This is a genomic window from Aeromonas allosaccharophila (genome assembly GCF_000819685.1).
Taxonomy (GTDB): Bacteria; Pseudomonadota; Gammaproteobacteria; order Enterobacterales; family Aeromonadaceae; genus Aeromonas; species Aeromonas allosaccharophila.
The window spans coordinates 43,893-62,394 of record NZ_CDBR01000097.1 but is presented as its reverse complement, the minus strand read 5'-3'; the positions used below and the strand labels follow the sequence as shown (position 1 = coordinate 62,394).

Here is an 18,502-nt window from a genome sequence, read left to right as displayed (position 1 = left end):
CAGCTGCCCGTTGGCAGGTGAGCCGGCTTTATCGAGTTTAATTGCAAGTCAGGGTGCCCTAATTACATGAAAAAACACCGTCTCTGTCTGATCACCGTGGCCATGATGGCCGCAGGCTGTACCACGTATCAGCACCCCGAGCCGACCCAGGCCAAGGATGCGCTCAAACAGGCCATGAACGAACAGCAGAAACAGGCTGCCCCTCTGACCGCTTTGCCTAAATCGGTGCAAAGTGAATTGCTGCAGCTGAACCGGCCGCAGATGCCGGTTGGCATGCCGGAGAAGCGGCTGCGGATCGCGGCTCACGATGTGGAGGCGGTGGAGTTTTTCGGTTCCCTGTTCAAGGGGTCCCGCTACAGCGTGGCGGTGCACCCCGGGGTGGCCGGGCTGGTCTCCGTCGAGCTCAAGGATGTGACCCTGCCGGAAGTGCTGGCGGTGGTGGGCGACATGTACGGCTTTGACGTGCAGCGCAAGGGCAATGTCTTCCACATCTATCCGGCGGGTCTGCGCACCGAAACCATTCCTGTCAATTACTTGATGATGTCCCGTCGTGGCCTCTCCCGTACCTCGGTCAGTACCGGCGGGGTGACTTCTAGTGAGAACAACTCAAACAACAGCGGGTTGAATTCCAACAGCAATACCGAAATATCATCTAGCCAGAATGGCACAGGTATTTCGAGTAATTCCAATACTCAAACCACATCGAATGGTACCCAGATTGAAACTGATACCAACAGTGATTATTGGACCGACCTACGTGACACTTTGCAAACACTGATTGGAAATGGTGATGGTCGGGCTGTCATCACCAGCCCACAGGCAGGCTTGGTCACTATTCGCGCCTATCCGAAAGAGCTAAAAGCAGTCCGTGAATTCCTGACTCAATCCGAAAGCCATTTAAAACGTCAGGTCGTACTCGAAGCGCGAATTATGGAAGTAGCTCTTAGTGAAGGTTATGAGCAGGGGGTAGATTGGAGCGGTTTGACAGCTAGTTGGGATGGAAATAAAGGTATTCCCAAGGTTGCTCAACCTAAGCTGGTGGCTCCCGGGGCTACTCCAGAGTACAACTTGCTGAATGGAGGAGGATCCCTTGGCGAGAGTCTGGTTGGTGCAGTAAATCCGATTTTTAACGCAATTGGTGGGGGGGCTGGTTTCACTATTACTGACGGCAACTTTAACGTGGCGGTCAACTTGCTCAAGACTCAGGGGGATGTGAATACCCTCTCCAGCCCCCGTGTCACTGCGACCAACAATCAGAAGGCGGTTATCAAGGTGGGGACGGACGAGTACTTCGTCACCAACGCGACGACGACGATTACCTCAACCACCACAGGGACTGAGCGGACGCCAAATGTTGAGTTGACCCCCTTCTTCTCCGGGATCGCGCTTGATGTGACTCCCCAGATTGATGAAGAGGGCAAGGTGCTGCTTCATATCCATCCGTCAGTGATTGATACCGAAGAACAAAACAAGACCATCGATCTGGGCACCACGGGGGGCAAGATGACGCTGCCGCTCGCCAAGAGCTCGATCCGCGAGTCCGATACCGTGGTGCAGGCCAATAACGGCGACATCATCGTCATCGGCGGTCTGATGAAGACCGACAAGCAGGAGATTGTCAGCAAGGTGCCCTTGCTCGGTGATATCCCCTGGGTGGGCGAAGCCTTTACCAACCGCCGCGAGAGCACCAAGAAGGTGGAGCTGGTGATCATGCTCAAACCGACCGTGGTGGAGAAAGACACCTGGCAAAACGAGCTGAAACGCTCCTCCGAGCTGCTCGACAAGTGGTATCCGGCCAAGGGCTGACCCATGACACCAGATACGGTCACCCTTATCCCGAACGGCCTGTGCGGCCTTGCCAGCACAGGCCGCGTGCTCGCCGTGGCAGGTGAGGTCTCATGTACCTGACCCACTTCGGCCTGCAGGAGGCGCCGTTTGGCCTCACCCCCAATACCGGCTTCTACTACGGTCTGCCGCCTCACGAAGAGGCGCTGCAGGTGCTGAACTGGGCGCTGGCGCAGGGGGAGGGCTTTATCAAGGTGACCGGCGAGGTGGGCACCGGCAAGACCCTGCTTTGCCGCAAGTTGCTCAGCGAGCTGGGTTCGGAAGCGCGCCCGGTGCGCCTGGCCTGGTTGCCCAATCCCCACCTCACGCCAGCCGAGCTGCGCATCGCGCTGGCACTGGAGCTGGGGTTGGCGGTGCGGGATCAGAGCGAGCTGGATCTCACCGATCGCATCCATCGTCACCTGATCAGCCTGCACCAGCAGGGCAGTCGGGTGGTGGTGCTGATCGACGAGGCGCAGGCGCTGCCGGACGAGACGCTGGAGGCGATCCGCCTGTTCGGCAATCTCGAGACCGAATCGAGCAAGCTGCTGCAGATCGTGCTGTTCGGTCAGCCCGAGCTGGATGCCAGACTGGCCAAGCCACATCTGCGCCAACTGCGCCAGCGGATTGGCTTCTCCTATTGCCTGCGGCCGCTGCGCTTTGACGAGACCCGTGCCTATCTGGAGCACAGATTGCTTGTCTCCGGGTATCGCGGGGCACCGCTGTTTGCAGGTCGAGCCATGCGCCTGTTGTGGCGGGCATCGCGAGGGATCCCGAGACTTATCAATATATTGGCGCAGAAGTGCCTGATGCTGGCCTATGGTCAGGGTTTGCGCCAGATCGATAGCCGTCTGGTGCGGCTCGCCATTCGCGATACCGACGATGCCAGCCGCTTTGCGCCACGGCGCTGGTGGCCCCTGTTACTGTTGCTGGGGTGCGCCCTGGCTTATGGAGTCTGGCCATGAGCGTTATCAACCAGATGCTGAAAGATCTGGATCAGCGCCAACAAGGATCCGATGGCGCTGCCCTCTATATTGCCCCTGCACGCCAGCAGGGATGGTGGATGTTGCTGCTGACCCTGATCTGCGGGCTGGCTCTGGGGATCCTCGGTTGGCGAACCTGGATCTACTGGCAGCAAACTCACCCTGTAGTCGCCGCCAGTGAAGTGGTCACTCCTGATGCGGTGACTCCCGATGTAGTGACAAGGGCCGCCGCGCCCGTCAGTCAGTCCGAGCCGGTTGAGGTGACCGCTGCGCTGCCGCTGCCAAGTCAGGATGAGGTAGATGACGAGGCAGGGGAGAGTGAATTTGGCGACACGGCCGACGGTGCGCCCTTTGATGCCTCCAGCGATGTTGACGAGTCGGAACCGACCGATGAAGAGCTGCAGCCCGAGCTTTACGCCGAACTGGCGGCAGAGCAGCAGGCGGTCGCTAGCGCGCCGCGTAAACCGGGCGTATTGAAGATCGAGACGGTGGAGCTGTCGGCCAAGGAGCTGGCGGCACTGGCGGAGCGCAAGGCGACCACCGCCATGGCCAAGGGAAGCCTGCGGGATGCGCAGGACAACTATTACGACGTGCTGGCCCACGATCCCTACAACCAGGGAGCGCGCGAGCAGCTGGCCGGTTTGCTCTACGGTGAGGGCCGCCTGACCGAGGCGCGTCAGCTGCTGGAGGAGGGGATCCGGCTCGATCCCCAGCAGGCCGATTTTCGTCTGCTGCTGGCTCGCCTTGCCATCAGCGAGGGTCAGCAGCAGCAGGCGCTTGGCTGGTTGTCCGGTTATCAGCCGGATCTCGCCAGCAACATGGACTACTACGCCACCTGGGCCGGGCTGACCCAGGAGCTGGGTCAGAATGCCGATGCGGCGGTGCTCTATGTGAAGCTGTTGCGCCAGCAGCCGGATCAGGGCCGCTGGTGGCTTGGCCTCGGCGTGGCCGAGGATGGTCAGGGCCATAGCCAGCGAGCGCTTGATGCCTATCGCAACGCCCTGCTGCACGGCAACCTCGGCGAGGCGTCGACCAACTGGCTGGAACAACGAATTGGCCAACTAACCCCTTGATAAACCGCAATTTCGGTTAGCGAAGCCTAATCGAATGCGGCAACGGGTGTGAAGTAACAGATATCGGAGCAAACATGGCACAACCCAGACTGAAAATGCGCCTCGGCGACCTGCTGGTACAAGAGCAGATCATCTCTGATGATCAGCTGCAGCTTGCCCTGCAGCAGCAGCGTCAGACCGGCCGCAAGCTGGGCACCACCCTCATCGATCTCGGCTTTATCAGCGAGGTACAGCTGTTGCAGTTCCTCGCCCGCCAGCTGGATGTGCCCTTCTTCGATCTCAACAACCTCACCATCGACGCCGCCGCGGTGCCGCTGCTACCTGAAGTGCAGGCGCGCCGTTATCGGGCGCTGGCTGTCAATCTCACCGACAACAAGGTGACGGTGGCGATGTCGGATCCTGCGGATCTGAGCGCACTGGATGCCATCGCCGCTCTGCTCAGCCCGCGCATCATGGTGCTGGCAGTGGCGCGGGAAGGGCAGCTGCTGGAGTATTTCGACCGCCTCTATCGCCGCACCCGCGAGATCGAGAGCTTCGCCGAACAGCTGCAGGAGGAGTATCAGGACTCCGGTTTCGAGCTGGGCTCCAGCAATCTGGGGGCCAATGACGAGGGGGAGGCGACAGTGGCCAAGCTGCTGCGCTCCCTGTTCGAAGATGCGGTGCAGGTGGGGGCGTCGGATATCCACATCGAACCGGACGAAAAGGTGCTGCGCATTCGCCAGCGGATCGACGGCATCCTCCACGAAAATATCCTGAACGAGGTGCGCATCGCCCAGGCGCTGGTGCTGCGTCTCAAGCTGGTGGCGGGGCTCGATATCTCCGAGAAGCGCTTGCCGCAGGATGGTCGTTTCAATATGAAGGTGCGCGGTCGCGATGTGGATGTGCGGATGTCCACCATGCCGGTGCAATATGGCGAGTCGGTGGTGATGCGTCTGCTGGATCAATCCTCCGGCATCCTGTCGCTGACCGAGACCGGAATGCCGCCGGAGATCCTGACCCGTTTCCGCCGCCAGCTCAAACGCCCGCATGGGATGATCCTGGTGACCGGCCCGACCGGTAGCGGCAAGACCACCACCCTCTATGGCGCTCTCTCCGAGCTCAATCAGTCCAGCCACAAGATCATCACGGTAGAAGATCCGGTGGAGTATCGCTTGCCCCGCGTCAATCAGGTACAGGTCAACCCCAAGATTGGCCTCACATTTTCTCATGTGCTGCGTTCCACCCTGCGTCAGGATCCGGACATCCTGCTGGTGGGTGAGATGCGGGACAACGAGACGGTAGAGATCGGCCTGCGTGGCGCCATCACCGGTCACCTGGTGCTGACCACCCTGCACACCAACGATGCGGTGACCAGTGCCCTGCGTCTGATCGACATGGGGGCGCCCGGCTATCTGGTGGCGAGCGCCCTGCGAGCGGTGGTCGCCCAGCGGCTGGTGCGGCGGGTGTGCGAGCACTGCGTCGAGGAGAAGGCGCCTGACGAAGGGCAGGCCACTTGGCTCACCGTGCTCTCCGGCGAGGCGCCCGGCCAGCACACCTATCACAAGGGACGGGGTTGCCAGAGTTGCAACTTCACCGGTTATTCGGGCCGGATCGGGGTTTACGAGCTGCTGGAGCTGGATCAGCCGATGATGGATGCCCTGCGCCGCAACGATGCGGAAGGGTTCGCCAAGGCGGCCCGTCAACACGAACACTACCGGCCGCTGGCCCTCACTGCCCTCGACTATGCCCGACAGGGGATCACATCGGTGGACGAGGTGCTGAGACTGGCCGAGGATTTGGGGTAAGCGATGGCTAACTTTGCCTACAAGGGGCGTGACAGCCAGGGCAACGCCACCAGTGGCGTGGTCGAAGCGGCCAACGAGATGGCTGCCGCCGAGCAGCTGATGCGCCGCGGCGTGATGCCGACCGAGCTCAAACCGGGCAAGGCCAAATCCGCCGCCATCGACTGGTCGCTGTTGCTGGAAGGGGGCGTCAAGCTGGACGAGCTGGTGATCTTCAGCCGCCAGATGTATGCCCTGACCCGGGCCGGGATCCCGATCCTGCGCGCCATCTCCGGGCTGGAGGAGAGCACCCACAGCAAGCCGCTCAAGCGGGCGCTTCACTCGCTGGGGGAAGATCTCGGCAACGGTCGGCCGCTCTCCAGCTCGATGCAGGCGCACCCCAAGGTATTCAGCAGCCTGTTTGTCGCCATCATCCATGTGGGTGAGAACACCGGTCAGCTGGAAGAGGCCTTTTTGCAGCTCGCCACCTATTTCGAGCTGGAGCTGGAGACCCGCAAGCGGATCAAGACCGCGATGCGCTACCCCAGCTTCGTGATGATCGCCATTGGTATCGCCATGGTGATCCTCAATATCATGGTGATCCCGGTGTTTGCCGGCATGTTCGCCAAATTCGGGGTGGAGTTGCCGCTGGCGACCCGCATTCTGCTCGCCACTTCCCACTTTTTTGTCCACTACTGGTGGCTGCTGCTCGCCATTCTGGCGGGGATGGTGTTTGGCTGGCGTCGCTGGGTCGCTACACCCAAGGGCAAGCTGACCTGGCATCGTTGGCAACTCAAGTTGCCGATCGTCGGCACCATCATAGAGCGCTCTTTGTTGGCCCGTTTTGCTCGCAGTTTCTCCATGATGCTCAAAGCCGGGGTGCCGCTCAACACGGCGCTGACCCTGGTGGCTGATGCGGTGGATAACGCTTATATGGCGGGGCGAGTGCGGGATATGCGCGCCGGTATCGAGCGGGGCGAGAGCCTGCTGCGCACCGCTGGCAGCAGCGGCCTGTTTACCCCGCTGGTGATGCAGATGATCGCCGTGGGGGAGGAGACCGGTCAGGTCGATGACCTGCTCCATGAAGCGGCCGAGTATTACGAGCGGGAGGTGGATTATGACCTCAAGAGCCTTACCGCCCGCATCGAGCCGATCCTGATCGGGATCGTGGCGGTGATGGTGTTGATCCTGGCGCTCGGTATCTTCACGCCGATGTGGGACATGATGCGAGCCGTAAGAGGCAAGTAATCTTGCTGGAACTGGATATCTTCACGTCTGAATGGTGGGACGTGATGGGAGCCGTAAGAGGCAAGTAACCGCCTGATTGGCGGGGCACTATGAGCATCGTAAGAGGCAAGAGCACGGTGGAGTCGAGGACGGGATGAGCAGACAGACGCAGCAGGATGATCGCTGGCTGACCGGATATCGGCGGATCGCCGTGGTGATCCTGCTGATGGTGATCGTCGCCACCCTGGTGCGCAGCTATCAGGTCCATCGGGAAGAGGCGCAGCAACTGGCGCTCACTCTGCTGGGAGAGCAATTTGCCGAGCGGGCACAGCGTTTGCACGGCCTCTGGCTCGACGAGCGACGTCCCGACACCTTGCATAGTGCGGGTCAGGGTTGGCAATTTGATGCGCGTGGTTGGCCACTCGGGCTGGTGCCGCTGCAATCCCCTTCGGAAAATTGCCGCCAGTTGTGGTTGGCACTGGTGGGTGAGACGGAGGGTGGCATGCCTCCCCTGCAAGTTCTGGCCCGCCCCGATGGCAGTGGTTGTGAGATGGGGTGGGATGGTTATTGGCTGATTTATCAGTTTTCTGACGGGCGGGTGATGAAAAAGCCTTGAATGAAGCTAATCATATGACCCAACTACATGATTTTTTTGGGCCTGCATGAAATAATGCGGGGCACTACGGAGGGAGCATGACAATGAAACCAATGGCACCAACAATGCCGGAAAACGGGATGATGAGACGGGCCGCTGGCTTCTCCCTCATTGAGCTGGTGATCGTTATCGTGATCCTGGGGATCTTGGCGGTGACTGCGCTGCCACGCTTTCTCGATGTGACTGACGAAGCGAAAAAGGCCAGCGTGGAAGGGGTCTCAGGCGGTTTTGCTACCGGCGTTTCGCTGGTGCGGGCTCAATGGGAGGCGGAAGGTCGCGCCAAACAGGACAGTCTCAATACCGTGCTCTATGACGGCAGCCGCTTCTATCTGACTACTCCGACTGACAGCCAGATCAGCAACGGCGAGCTGTCGCCCGGCTATCCGATGGATACCGCTGCCAGCGGCAATCCTAATGTGGATCCGGCCAGTCTGACAGCCGAACGTTGTCTCAATATTTGGGAGGGGCTGCTGCAAAACCCGCCCAAGGCTACGGCCACCTTCAATGAAGTGCGTGGTAGCGGGAATGACCTGAAATACTATGCCACCGTGAGTGGTAGCGGGCTTGATTCGGTCTGCCGCTACTATCTGGTCAATAGTTTGAGTAAGGGCAGTGATGGCAAGTATCAGGATCCGCAAGGCAAGACTGATGCATTTATGAGTTTCAGTTACCGTCCGGCATCCGGTCAGGTGACCACCAATATTAATTAACAGAGGAAAGTGAAATGAAAAAACAGGCGGGTTTTACCCTGATCGAACTGGTTATCGTGATCATCATTCTGGGTATTCTGGCGGTCACCGCTGCACCCAAGTTCCTGAATCTGCAGGATGATGCTAAGAAAGCTGCTGCAGATGGTGTCCTGGCAGCAGTACAGAGCTCAGCCCAATTGGTCTATAGCAAGTCTGCGCTGGAGGGTGAGGAGCGTTCTGATGATGCCGCGGTGTCTAGCTCTGACGGTACTACAATCGAGACTGCCTACGGTTATCCGAAAGCCTCAGATGAGGGCATTAAGCTGGCTGTAACTATTGATGGTTCTTGGAATGGCACTGAGGTCGCAAGTTCTAATCCTGCCAAATATCAATTCAAAGCAAACAATGATCTGAAAAAAGATGCGAAGTGTGTGTTGTATACCGAAGCGACCAGCACTGCTACTGCAACATCTAAAATTGGAAAACTCTCTGCCAATAACGGCGATTGTCAGTAACCGTTTAAACTAGCGAGGCTTCGGCCTCGCTTTCTCTTTTCCCTGATGAGAACCTCCATGCCTGCAACCAAGGGCTTTACCCTGATTGAACTGGTACTGGTGATCCTGTTACTCGGGATTCTGGCCGCCTTTGCCGTGCCCAAATGGCTGGGCAAAGGCGGCTTTGAAACTCAAACCGTGCGTGATGAGCTGCTGACCCGGCTGCGGTTGGTACAGACCGTCAATATGCATGAGCCTGCCGACCGCTGTACCCAGTTGGTGGTGGCCTCTCCCCGTTTTGCCCACCGTACTTATGCGGCGTGTCCCGCCAGTGATGACCTGGATACCAGTAGTGGCTGGACTCCCCAGTTGGAGACCCGTGGTCGACTGGTTACGCCCTCTGTCGGTATCTCCATCTCCCTTGATAACAACAACCGCTTCGTGCTGCGCTTCGATCAGATGGGGCGACCGCTGGGCACTTGCGCTGCCGGTTGTACCTTGCTGGTGAGTGATGGTCGCGAAACCAGCCGCATCAAGATTGAATCCGAGGGGTTTATCCATGAGAGCCCCTGAGCGCGGTTTTACCCTGATTGAGCTGATTGTCGGCATCGTGCTGCTGGCGGTGGCCTTGACCGGCATTTTAGGGCTGCTGATTAATCAGGCGCCACAGGCGGTGGATCCGGTGCAGCAGGTGCGTGCCGCCCAGCTGGCCCAGCGGCTGGCTGGCGAGATCTTGCAAAAGTCGTTTGATGAAAACTCCGATCATAACGGTGGCCGTTATCGCTGTGGCGAGCAGGTGGCGGGGGTGACCATCTCCCCTTGTTCCAGCAGCTATGGTCCTGATGGCACCGGCGAGTCAGAGCCCTACACCTATAACGATGTGGATGATTTTGATACCGCGGGCAGTTGGCAGCAGGCCAGCCGGTTTACGCAAACCAGCTGGGTTACGAATAATGATGATGAATATCGCAACTATCAGGTCAGGATTGCAGTAAGTGCCGCAGATTTTAGCGATGGCAGCTTCAAGAGTTGTGTAGCGACCTGCTCTGTGGGCAAACGCATCGATCTGCAGATCAAGCTGCCAGATGAGAGCGTGCTCGACTTCTCCTTCTACCGGGGTAACTACTGATGGAGCGCTCTGCTGTCGGGTGTTGCCTGCCTGTCCGAATGTCCGCGCCTGTAACTACTTCCAGCGTCCGATTATGCCTACCGGCTAATCGAACCTACGGCCAGCCTCGGGGTAACAGTGGCTTTACCCTGGTCGAGTTGGTGATGGTGATCCTGTTGCTCGGGATCATGGCGACCTTTACCAGCCAGTTTATCGGTATCGGCAGCCAGATCTATGGCGATGCCAGCAGTCGTGAGCAGCTGATGAGCGATGCCCGCTTCGCCATGGAGCGGCTTAACCGCGAACTGCGCGATGCCGTGCCAGGATCGGAGCGGATCGAGACGACTGGCGGGACATGGGTCGACTCGGGCGCCTGTTTGCGGTTCTGGCCCATCAGCACCTCCAGCCGCTATCTGGCGCTTAACCGCGCCATGTCGGGGAGCACGGCCACCCTTGAGCTGGTGATGGCGACCCCGGCTTCTGCTGCCAATCCGCTGGATGTGGATGCCACCGCCGTCAAAAAAGATGACCAGCTGATCGTCTTCCCCGTGCCGGACAAAAATGCTGGTTCGCTCACGGCAGGCTGCGATTATGGCCGCTGCGTGGCCAGGGTTACCGATGTGCTGACGCCCGTCTCCGGGGCGCAAACCATCCGCTATACCAGCACCGAGAGTCTGGCGGGCCTCTCTCCCGGCAGCCGGGTCTACTTTGCCAACCAGCAGGTTCGCTACTGTGTGGAAGGAAACACGCTGACCCGTGCCACCGCGGCCATTGGTGCACCTTTACCCGCGCAAGGCGTGTTGATGGCGGATTCCCTTCGTATTGGCACCTTCTATCGGGAAACCTCGGCGTTTAACGCCGAAGGGGAGTTTGGCATGCGCTTTGTCTTCGAGCGCAAGGGGGAGTCGGTCACCTTCAACCACAAGATAGAGGTGTTCAATGTGCCCTGATCCACAGGCTTTCGGTCGGATGCGAGGCAGCGCCTTGATGATCGCCCTGTTTGTTATTGTGGTAATGGCGCTGCTGGCGGCTGCCATGGGCCGTTTTCTGGTCGATAGCGGCGAGAAAAATACGGTGGAGGTGCGCAGCGTGCGGGCCCTGCTGGCTGCCCAGAGTGGACTGGAAGTAGCGTTGTACCAGCTTTTTCCCAACCGACCGACCCAGACAGCCCCTCAGGATCGCTGTGACTGGGTGCGCTCACCGCCCTCGTTTGCCGGAGTTGCCGGTTTGGCGCAGTGTCGGGTGGTCGTTCAGTGTTCTCAGATACCCGTGACCTACAATGGTGGCCAAGCCAATGGCTATCGTCTCGAGAGTGTCGGCACCTGTGGCCACTCGGACCTCAACAGTGCCAACCCTGATTTTGCCGTGAGCAGAACCCTGATTGTGGAGGCCTTTGATGGCGCAGCCCCGTGAGACCTCGTGTAACGAACCAGTACCCATGAAGACCCGCAAGTCTATCTGGGGCTTCATAATGTTGACCATTATGCTGGGTTCCGCCTCGGCACAAGGGGGCGATCAATGCACAGCCGTCTTCCCATTCCCCGTTCAAAGTCATATGACGCCTGGTTTGCTTGGCATGAACAACGAGAGCAAGATCACCAGCTTGAGTGTGGGAACTAACTATCCCTTTCTCGGCAAGAGTATCCAGCCAAATGCCAATTGTAACAACGGTGGTTACTGGAACGGGGGAACATGGGTCTCCAACTGTAGCATTAGCGGAACCTTGGCAAGTCCCCTCAAAAATGTGGATTTTATCAATGATCCTGATAATTTCCCCACTAATTCGGAGAGTTTTCCCGCTTATGGCAGCCAGAACGATTTGCTCTGTGATGGCGCTATATTCCCTGTTGCTGGGGATTATAGAAATGCCTCATGGGGAGGCAACAATTGCGTTGCGACCCTCACCTCGGGGCAAACATATCGTTTCGACACCTTGTCCCTCGTCGAGGGGGCTGTGCTTAACCTCAATGGCGCGACCGTCTATGCCAAAAAGTTAACCATCAAGAATGATTACAACAGCGGGTTCACCGGGCCGGGGAACCTCCATGTAAACGAGCTTACCGTCACGGGCAACGGCAAGCTTGATGATGCTAGGGTCACCGTTTACAGCTCTCTTGAGGTCTCGGGCAATGGCAATACAGGGGGGGCCCTTTTCCAGCCGCGTTACATCGAAAACGTCATCATGGATGTTGCGCCCAGCGACCAGCGGGTGCTCATGGCTGCTGGGAATTGGTCCATCAGAAACCTGGGGATGAAGAGTAACAGTAACATGACCTTCCTAGGCCAGAGTACGCTCAGCGTCTATGGACTCAGGATGGAGGGGCAGGGCAGGATCACAGCGGCGGGCAGTCGTAGCGATCTGACCCTCCAGCTTCACCAGACGCTGGAAATGATCGGCAATGCCACCATCAACGGTTATCTGCAGGCGCGCTATCTCAATACCTTCAAGCGCCAGAGTACATCCAACATCAATCTCTATTTCAGTGGCGGTAGCCACTGGATAGACAAGCTGGAACTCGGTCATAACGACAAGCTGTTCTTTGACAGTGGCAGTGCCACCCAGTTTTACATCAAAAACGGTTTGGTTCTGAGCGACCAAATGGAGGTCAATGCCAAGGGTAAGGCCAACAACCTGATGCTATACAATTTCGGTAATGTCGCCATGAGCGGCAATACCAAGCTAAATGCCATTCTTTATGTAAAAGGCGGCAACCTGACCATGGACAGCCAAGCCGAGCTGACTGGCGCCGTATCGGCGGTTAACGTCACTATGACGGGCAATAGCAAGGTCATCCATGAACCCTTCGGGGGCGATTGGCCTGACATATGCCCTTTCTTTAACTGCAAGGATATCTTTACCGACCCGCCAACAGGGGGGGCTACTATGACTCCTCCACCTGGTGTGCTGCAGCCGCCGCTTGGGGATCTGGTATGCAACATTGATGGGACTGTTACCCGATGTGCTGGTCACGGGAGTAATAGTTTCACGCCCGGGGATCATGACTTCAACAACGGTAGTATCGGCAACCAAGCGGAGATTATCGCTACCGGTGTGACGGCAAGGCTCTACTTCAACAATCTCGATCTGAACAATGCCAGACTCAACATCCGTAATCGACCGGAGAATCTCTTCATCTACGTAAAGGGAGATCTCTCTATCACCGGACAGAATGAGATTAATGCCATCCTCTATGTAGCAGGCAATATCCAGATGGCCGGTAACGCCAAGCTCACAGGGGCGTTGGCGGCAGGAGGAAACATTGATATCAGCGGGAACCGCAACTATTTCTTCGATCAGAATGCTGTTGAGAAGGTTGATCTCGGAGGAACTAGCTGTGGGGGGGAATCAGGTGGAATTAAGGTTGATCACTTCGAGCTAAGCCACTCCGGTCAGCCGCTGACCTGCAATCCCGAGACGGTGACGGTCAAGGCGTGCGCCAATGCTGCGTGTACCACGCTAATCACGGATCCTGTCACAGCGACCCTGAGTCTGACCCCAACTTCTGCCAGCAATGGTTGGATCGGCGGCAATTCGGTGTCGTTCAGTGGCGGCTCGACCACAGTGCAGCTGCGCAATAACACGACGACACCAGTTACCATCGGTGTGTCAAGTTCAACGCCGACCACCAAGCCAGGCAGCTCCACCTTGTGCAAGGTTGGCAATGGAACCCCCAGCGTTGCGGCTTGCACCCTCTACTTTGCCGACAGCGGCTTGATTTTCGATGTGCTGGATACCTATTCCAACCAACCTCAGGATGTGACGATCAGTGCGGTTAAAAAAGACGACATTACCAAACAATGTGTGCCCGGATTCACCGGGGTGAGGTCGGTCGGTTTTTGGGGAACGTACAACAATCCAAATACCAATAACTTTGGTAGCAAGATCTCCATCGATGGCAATGCCATTGCGACTTATGCCGCCAGTGTTGCTTCGCCAACGCCAACCACCCTCAACCTGACTTTCGATAATCAGGGTAATGCGACCTTGAAAAAAGTGGCCTACCCGGATGCGGGTCAGATGCAGCTTTCAGCCAGTCATAATGGCAGTAGTGAGACGGCGGGCTTGGTGATGACGGGGTCCGACACGTTTATGGCGCGCCCTGTCGGCTTGTGTATTACCCCTCCGCAAGGGGTCTGTGCGGCAGGTGATAGCAGCTGCCCGGTATTCAAAAAAGCGGGGGAGACGTTCCAGGTAGATATCAAGGCGATGGCCTGGGAGTCGGCCAATGATGGGGATATCTGCGCCGGGAATCTGATCACGCCCAACTTTGTGCTGAGTAATATTGTTCTGGGCAGTACGCTGGTCGCGCCAAACCCAGGCACCAATGCAACGCTGGGTATTACCACCTATAACCACGTGGCAGCGACCAACAGTGTCAATACCATTAGCCAGACGGTCAGCGAGGTGGGGGTCTTCAGAATGACGGCGACTCCGCCTGTTAACGGCTACTTCAATTACACTATTCCATCAGCCCAGAGCCAGCCGGTGGGCCGTTTTATCCCTGCTGATTTTAATCTGGTGAGCGGCGAGATCGTGCCTGCCTGCAATGCGTTCTCTTATATGGGTCAGCCCTTCGGCGTTACGCTGGATGTACAGGCCCGTAACACCACAGGGATGCAAACCCAGAACTATACGGGGCCTTTTGCCAAGGGGACTCCCTATATCACCGTTGCCAATAACAAAGATGGTCACTCTTTGGCTACGCGACTCACCAGCATCACTTCGCTGCCATGGGTTAACGGGAAAGCTGATTTTAAAGGCACCACCTCTTTTTCCCGCCTTTCGGGTAACCAGCCGGATGGTCCGTACAAGTCGCTGCTGTTTGGCCTCTATATGCGGGATGAGGATGGTGAGCGCAGCCTGATCGCCAATCCCGACTTTAATGATGCCGTGGTCGGCAATTGTAGTGGTGCCAGTTGCAATGCCCGTCAGATCGACAGTGTACCGATGAAAGTTTATTTCGGACGCTTGCTGGCCGGGACTGAAGCCGGGGTTGCCTCGGCGCCGCTCGCTATTCCGCTGAAGATGCAATATTACGAAGCGGGCAACTGGCAGCCGAACAAGGAAGATCAATGTACCCGGCTCTCTCTCGCCGCTGACGGCATCCGCTTCCTCAACCCGGGCCACTCGTTTGATGCAGCCACTCGCGACCTGAATCTGGGGGCGGGCCGCAAGATCAAGCTGGGGTTGGGCAGCTCGGCACCGGGTGGCGATGCTGCACAGGCGAAAGATGGGGAGATCCTGTTCCACTTTGCCAGGCCGGATATCTCGGTGCGCATTCCCTACAAGGTCGATTTGGCAAAACAGCCATTATCGCCGCTCTGGCTCTCTGACCCGGCGAGTGCCAATGATGGCAACCTGCAAGGTGAGGCCATTTTCGGCTCCAGCCGGGGTAATGACAGAATTATTTATCGGCGCGAAGTATTGCACTAAATGATGTGTAAGGGGGGATGGCGCAACGGCATCCCCCTAAATCCTTGTTTATTAGCGTTTACAAGCGTGTGCGAGTGAGTGATGACTCGCATTTTTGTCGCGCCTGATTGATTGGCGACAGTTTGAGCGCTTGCCCATTAGGGTGGGCATTGGTAAAGTTAGCCGGTTTTCTGCACCTCCAAATTCTTAGGATTTCCCGTAGCCATGTTCAAAAAGCTCAGAGGCGTCTTTTCCAACGATCTGTCGATCGATTTGGGAACTGCCAACACCCTGATCTATGTAAAAGATCAAGGGATCGTCCTTAACGAACCCTCAGTTGTCGCCATTCGCCAAGAGCGCGGGAACGCCAAATCGGTCGCTGCTGTCGGTCATGCCGCCAAGCAGATGCTGGGCCGTACCCCGGGCAACATCTCCGCGATCCGCCCGATGAAAGACGGCGTGATCGCCGATTTCTACGTGACCGAGAAGATGCTGCAGCACTTCATCAAGCAGGTTCACGACAACAACTATTTCCGCCCCAGCCCGCGTGTGCTGGTGTGTGTACCGTGCGGCTCCACCCAGGTTGAGCGTCGCGCCATCAAGGAGTCCGCACTGGGCGCCGGTGCCCGTGAGGTCTACCTGATCGACGAGCCAATGGCTGCTGCCATCGGTGCCGGCCTGCCGGTCTCCGAAGCGACCGGTTCCATGGTGGTCGATATCGGTGGTGGTACCACTGAAGTGGCCATCATCTCCCTGAACGGTGTGGTCTACTCCCAGTCTGTCCGTATCGGTGGCGACAAGTTTGACGAAGCGATCATCAGCTACGTCCGTCGCAACTACGGCAGCCTGATCGGTGAAGCCACTGCCGAGCGCATCAAGCACGAGATCGGCTCCGCCTATCCGGGCGAAGAGGTGCGCGAGATTGAAGTGCGTGGCCGTAATCTGGCTGAAGGTGTACCGCGCAGCTTCACCCTCAACTCCAACGAGATCCTGGAAGCGCTGCAAGAGCCGCTGTCCGGTATCGTCGCTGCGGTCATGGTTGCACTGGAGCAGTCTCCGCCGGAACTGGCTTCCGACATCTCCGAGCGCGGCATGGTGCTGACCGGTGGTGGCGCACTGCTGAAAGATATCGACCGTCTGCTGATGGAAGAGACCGGCATTCCTGTCGTCGTGGCCGAAGATCCCCTCACCTGTGTGGCCCGTGGCGGCGGCAAGGCGCTGGAGCTGATCGATATGCACGGTGGCGATCTGTTCCACTACGAATAAGACCCAAAGCCGGCCAGCGTGCCGGCTCTTTTTTGACGACCCATGAAACCCATTTTTGGTAGAGGCCCTTCGCTTCAGTTACGGTTGTTTCTCGCCGTCATCATCTCCATCGCTGCCATCGTCGCGGATTCCCGCTTCGGTGTGTTTACCCATGTCCGCGTCTACCTCAGTTCGTTAGTCAGTCCCCTGCAATACATGGCCAATGCGCCCGGTACCCTGCTTGACACCATGTCGACCCAGGTGCAGACCCGTGCCGATCTTATCGAGCAGACCAAGCAGCAGGAGCAACAGCTGTTTACCCTGCGCTCTCGCCTGCTCAAGATGGATCATCTGGAGCACGAGAACCAGCGTCTGCGCGAGCTGCTGGGCTCGCCGGTGCACAAGGAGTCCCGCAAGATGGTGGCCGAGCTGCTGTCGGTGGATTCCGACCCCTTCAGCCATCAGGTGCTGATCAACAAGGGGGCGCTGGATGGCGTCTACAACGGTCAGGCGGTGATCAACGATCAGGGGGTGATTGGTCAGGTGCTCCACGTGGGCTCCACCACCAGTCGCGTGCTGCTGATCACCGACTCCAGCCATGGCATTCCGGTGCGGGTGCTGCGCAACGACTTGCGTGCCATCGCCTCCGGCAGTGGTGAACTCGACAAGCTTGAGCTGCGCAACCTGCCGCGCAACACCGATATTCAGGTGGGTGATCTGCTGGTCACCTCCGGTCTGGGTGGCCGCTTCCCGGAAGGTTATCCGGTGGCGACCGTGACTCGCTCCGAGTATGTGGAGGGCAAGCCCTTCGCCCAGGTCGAGGCCAAGCCGCTGGTGGAGCTGGATCGACTGCGCTACCTGCTGCTGCTGTGGACCGACAAGAAACCTGAAGTACATGATGAGGATGGCGAACAGGCAGCGCCCGCTGCGTCCGCCGCAGGAGCCACTCGCTGATGCTGCAACCCGCCAGCGGCAGGATCTGGATCTGGATCTCGATCCTGCTGGCCTTGAGCCTGTCGATCCTGCCGCTTCCTTTCGAATTTGACCCCTTCCGTCCGGACTGGCTGGCCATGGTGCTGATCTACTGGGCACTGGCCTTGCCGCACCGGACCAACGTCGGCACCGCCTGGGTGGCGGGTCTGCTGCTGGATGTGCTGCTCGGCAGCACCCTCGGCGTGCGGGCGATGGCGATGGCCATCACCACCTATCTGGCAGCCTTCCAGTTCCAGAAGATCCGCAACTTCTCCCTCTGGCAGCAGGCACTGATCATCGGTGGTCTCTCGCTGGTGGGCAAGATGACGGTATTCTGGGCCGAGCACCTGTTCAGCCAGGCCAGCCTCAACTTCGCCTATTTTTGGTCGACGTTGACGACGATGTTAATATGGCCCTGGGTGTTTCTGGTGCTGCGCAAGGTGCGGCGCCGCTTCAACATTAGGTAAATATGAGCAAAAACAACGAACCACAACTCTATCTCGCCTCGGCTTCTCCCCGTCGCCGTGAACTGCTGACCCAGCTTGGCTACCGCTTCGAGGTGCTGAAACTGGATGTGCCCGAGCAGCGGGAAGAGGGTGAAAAGGCGCAGGATTACGTCTGCCGTCTCGCCCGTGACAAGGCGATGGCTGGCGTGGCGTGTGCGCCGACAGCGTTGCCGGTGCTGGGTGCCGACACCATAGTGGTGCTGGGCGACCGGGTACTGGAGAAACCGTCCGATCTGCTGGATGCCAAAGATATGCTGGAGGCGCTCTCCGGCAAGGTGCATCAGGTGATGACGGCGGTGGCGCTGGCCAGCAAGGATCGTTGTGACGTGCGTCTGGTCACCACCAACGTGGCGTTTCGCAAGCTGGATGAGGCCGAAATCGAGGCCTACTGGCAGACCGGTGAGCCCTGTGACAAGGCCGGGGCTTACGGCATTCAGGGCATTGCAGGCAAGTTTGTCAGCCGCATCGAGGGGAGCTACAGCGCCGTGGTCGGCCTGCCCCTGCTGGAGACAGACCTGCTGATCAAGCATCATCTGGAACAGATTAGATAATT

General features: G+C 58.2%; 17 protein-coding genes. All 17 read left to right on the top strand.

Annotated features, from left to right (window positions below):
* Window positions 1-66: 66 nt before the first annotated feature.
* The 17 genes from mshL to BN1115_RS17255 all read left to right on the top strand — a co-directional run bounded on the left by mshL (window position 67) and on the right by BN1115_RS17255 (window position 18,500).
* Window positions 67-1,806, top strand: a complete 1,740-nt coding sequence (mshL, locus tag BN1115_RS17335; RefSeq protein ID WP_042658128.1) for a pilus (MSHA type) biogenesis protein MshL — start codon at window positions 67-69, stop codon at window positions 1,804-1,806.
* Window positions 1,807-1,898: 92 nt separating this feature from the next.
* Window positions 1,899-2,789, top strand: coding sequence for an MSHA fimbrial biogenesis protein MshM (mshM, locus tag BN1115_RS17330; RefSeq protein WP_042658127.1), 891 nt, complete (start codon window positions 1,899-1,901; stop codon window positions 2,787-2,789).
* On the top strand, window positions 2,786-3,880 hold the full coding sequence (locus BN1115_RS17325) for a tetratricopeptide repeat protein (RefSeq protein WP_042658126.1): 1,095 nt from the start codon (window positions 2,786-2,788) through the stop codon (window positions 3,878-3,880). Before mshM ends, BN1115_RS17325 begins: the two co-directional genes overlap by 4 nt.
* Before the next feature lie 74 nt (window positions 3,881-3,954).
* Window positions 3,955-5,664 (top strand): MSHA fimbrial ATPase MshE, encoded by a 1,710-nt coding sequence (gene mshE, locus BN1115_RS17320; protein WP_042057133.1) that lies wholly within the window; start codon window positions 3,955-3,957, stop codon window positions 5,662-5,664.
* Window positions 5,665-5,667: 3 nt separating this feature from the next.
* Entirely contained in the window at window positions 5,668-6,888 is a 1,221-nt protein-coding gene (locus tag BN1115_RS17315; RefSeq protein WP_042057137.1) for a type II secretion system F family protein, read from the top strand.
* Window positions 6,889-7,021: 133 nt separating this feature from the next.
* Complete coding sequence (locus BN1115_RS17310) at window positions 7,022-7,483, top strand: hypothetical protein (RefSeq protein WP_042658125.1); 462 nt, start codon at window positions 7,022-7,024, stop codon at window positions 7,481-7,483.
* A 77-nt stretch (window positions 7,484-7,560) separates the two neighbouring features.
* Window positions 7,561-8,232 carry a prepilin-type N-terminal cleavage/methylation domain-containing protein gene (locus BN1115_RS17305; RefSeq protein WP_042658124.1) on the top strand — a complete coding sequence of 224 codons (672 nt, stop codon included), beginning with the start codon at window positions 7,561-7,563 and terminating at the stop codon, window positions 8,230-8,232.
* Between the two features lie 14 nt (window positions 8,233-8,246).
* A complete protein-coding gene (locus BN1115_RS17300) occupies window positions 8,247-8,726 on the top strand; it encodes a prepilin-type N-terminal cleavage/methylation domain-containing protein (RefSeq protein ID WP_042658123.1) in 480 nt (159 codons plus the stop codon).
* A gap of 57 nt (window positions 8,727-8,783) precedes the next feature.
* Entirely contained in the window at window positions 8,784-9,278 is a 495-nt protein-coding gene (locus tag BN1115_RS17295; protein ID WP_042658122.1) for a prepilin-type N-terminal cleavage/methylation domain-containing protein, read from the top strand.
* Entirely contained in the window at window positions 9,265-9,834 is a 570-nt protein-coding gene (locus BN1115_RS17290) for a prepilin-type N-terminal cleavage/methylation domain-containing protein (protein ID WP_042658121.1), read from the top strand. The genes BN1115_RS17295 and BN1115_RS17290 overlap by 14 nt, the downstream gene beginning before the upstream one ends.
* Window positions 9,834-10,763, top strand: a complete 930-nt coding sequence (locus tag BN1115_RS17285; RefSeq protein WP_175566097.1) for a PilW family protein — start codon at window positions 9,834-9,836, stop codon at window positions 10,761-10,763. Before BN1115_RS17290 ends, BN1115_RS17285 begins: the two co-directional genes overlap by 1 nt.
* Entirely contained in the window at window positions 10,753-11,226 is a 474-nt protein-coding gene (locus BN1115_RS17280) for an MSHA biogenesis protein MshP (RefSeq protein ID WP_042658119.1), read from the top strand. Before BN1115_RS17285 ends, BN1115_RS17280 begins: the two co-directional genes overlap by 11 nt.
* Before the next feature lie 25 nt (window positions 11,227-11,251).
* Complete coding sequence (locus BN1115_RS22820) at window positions 11,252-15,247, top strand: DUF6701 domain-containing protein (protein WP_042658162.1); 3,996 nt, start codon at window positions 11,252-11,254, stop codon at window positions 15,245-15,247.
* 204 nt (window positions 15,248-15,451) lie between these two features.
* Window positions 15,452-16,492, top strand: a complete 1,041-nt coding sequence (locus BN1115_RS17270) for a rod shape-determining protein (RefSeq protein WP_005340051.1) — start codon at window positions 15,452-15,454, stop codon at window positions 16,490-16,492.
* Between the two features lie 42 nt (window positions 16,493-16,534).
* Window positions 16,535-17,425 (top strand): rod shape-determining protein MreC, encoded by an 891-nt coding sequence (mreC, locus tag BN1115_RS17265; RefSeq protein WP_042057160.1) that lies wholly within the window; start codon window positions 16,535-16,537, stop codon window positions 17,423-17,425.
* Window positions 17,425-17,910 carry a rod shape-determining protein MreD gene (gene mreD, locus BN1115_RS17260; RefSeq protein ID WP_042057163.1) on the top strand — a complete coding sequence of 162 codons (486 nt, stop codon included), beginning with the start codon at window positions 17,425-17,427 and terminating at the stop codon, window positions 17,908-17,910. Before mreC ends, mreD begins: the two co-directional genes overlap by 1 nt.
* A 2-nt stretch (window positions 17,911-17,912) precedes the next feature.
* The gene (locus BN1115_RS17255) at window positions 17,913-18,500 is read left to right on the top strand and encodes a Maf family protein (RefSeq protein ID WP_042658118.1); all 588 of its coding nucleotides are present in this window, start codon (window positions 17,913-17,915) and stop codon (window positions 18,498-18,500) included.
* Window positions 18,501-18,502: the final 2 nt, after the last annotated feature.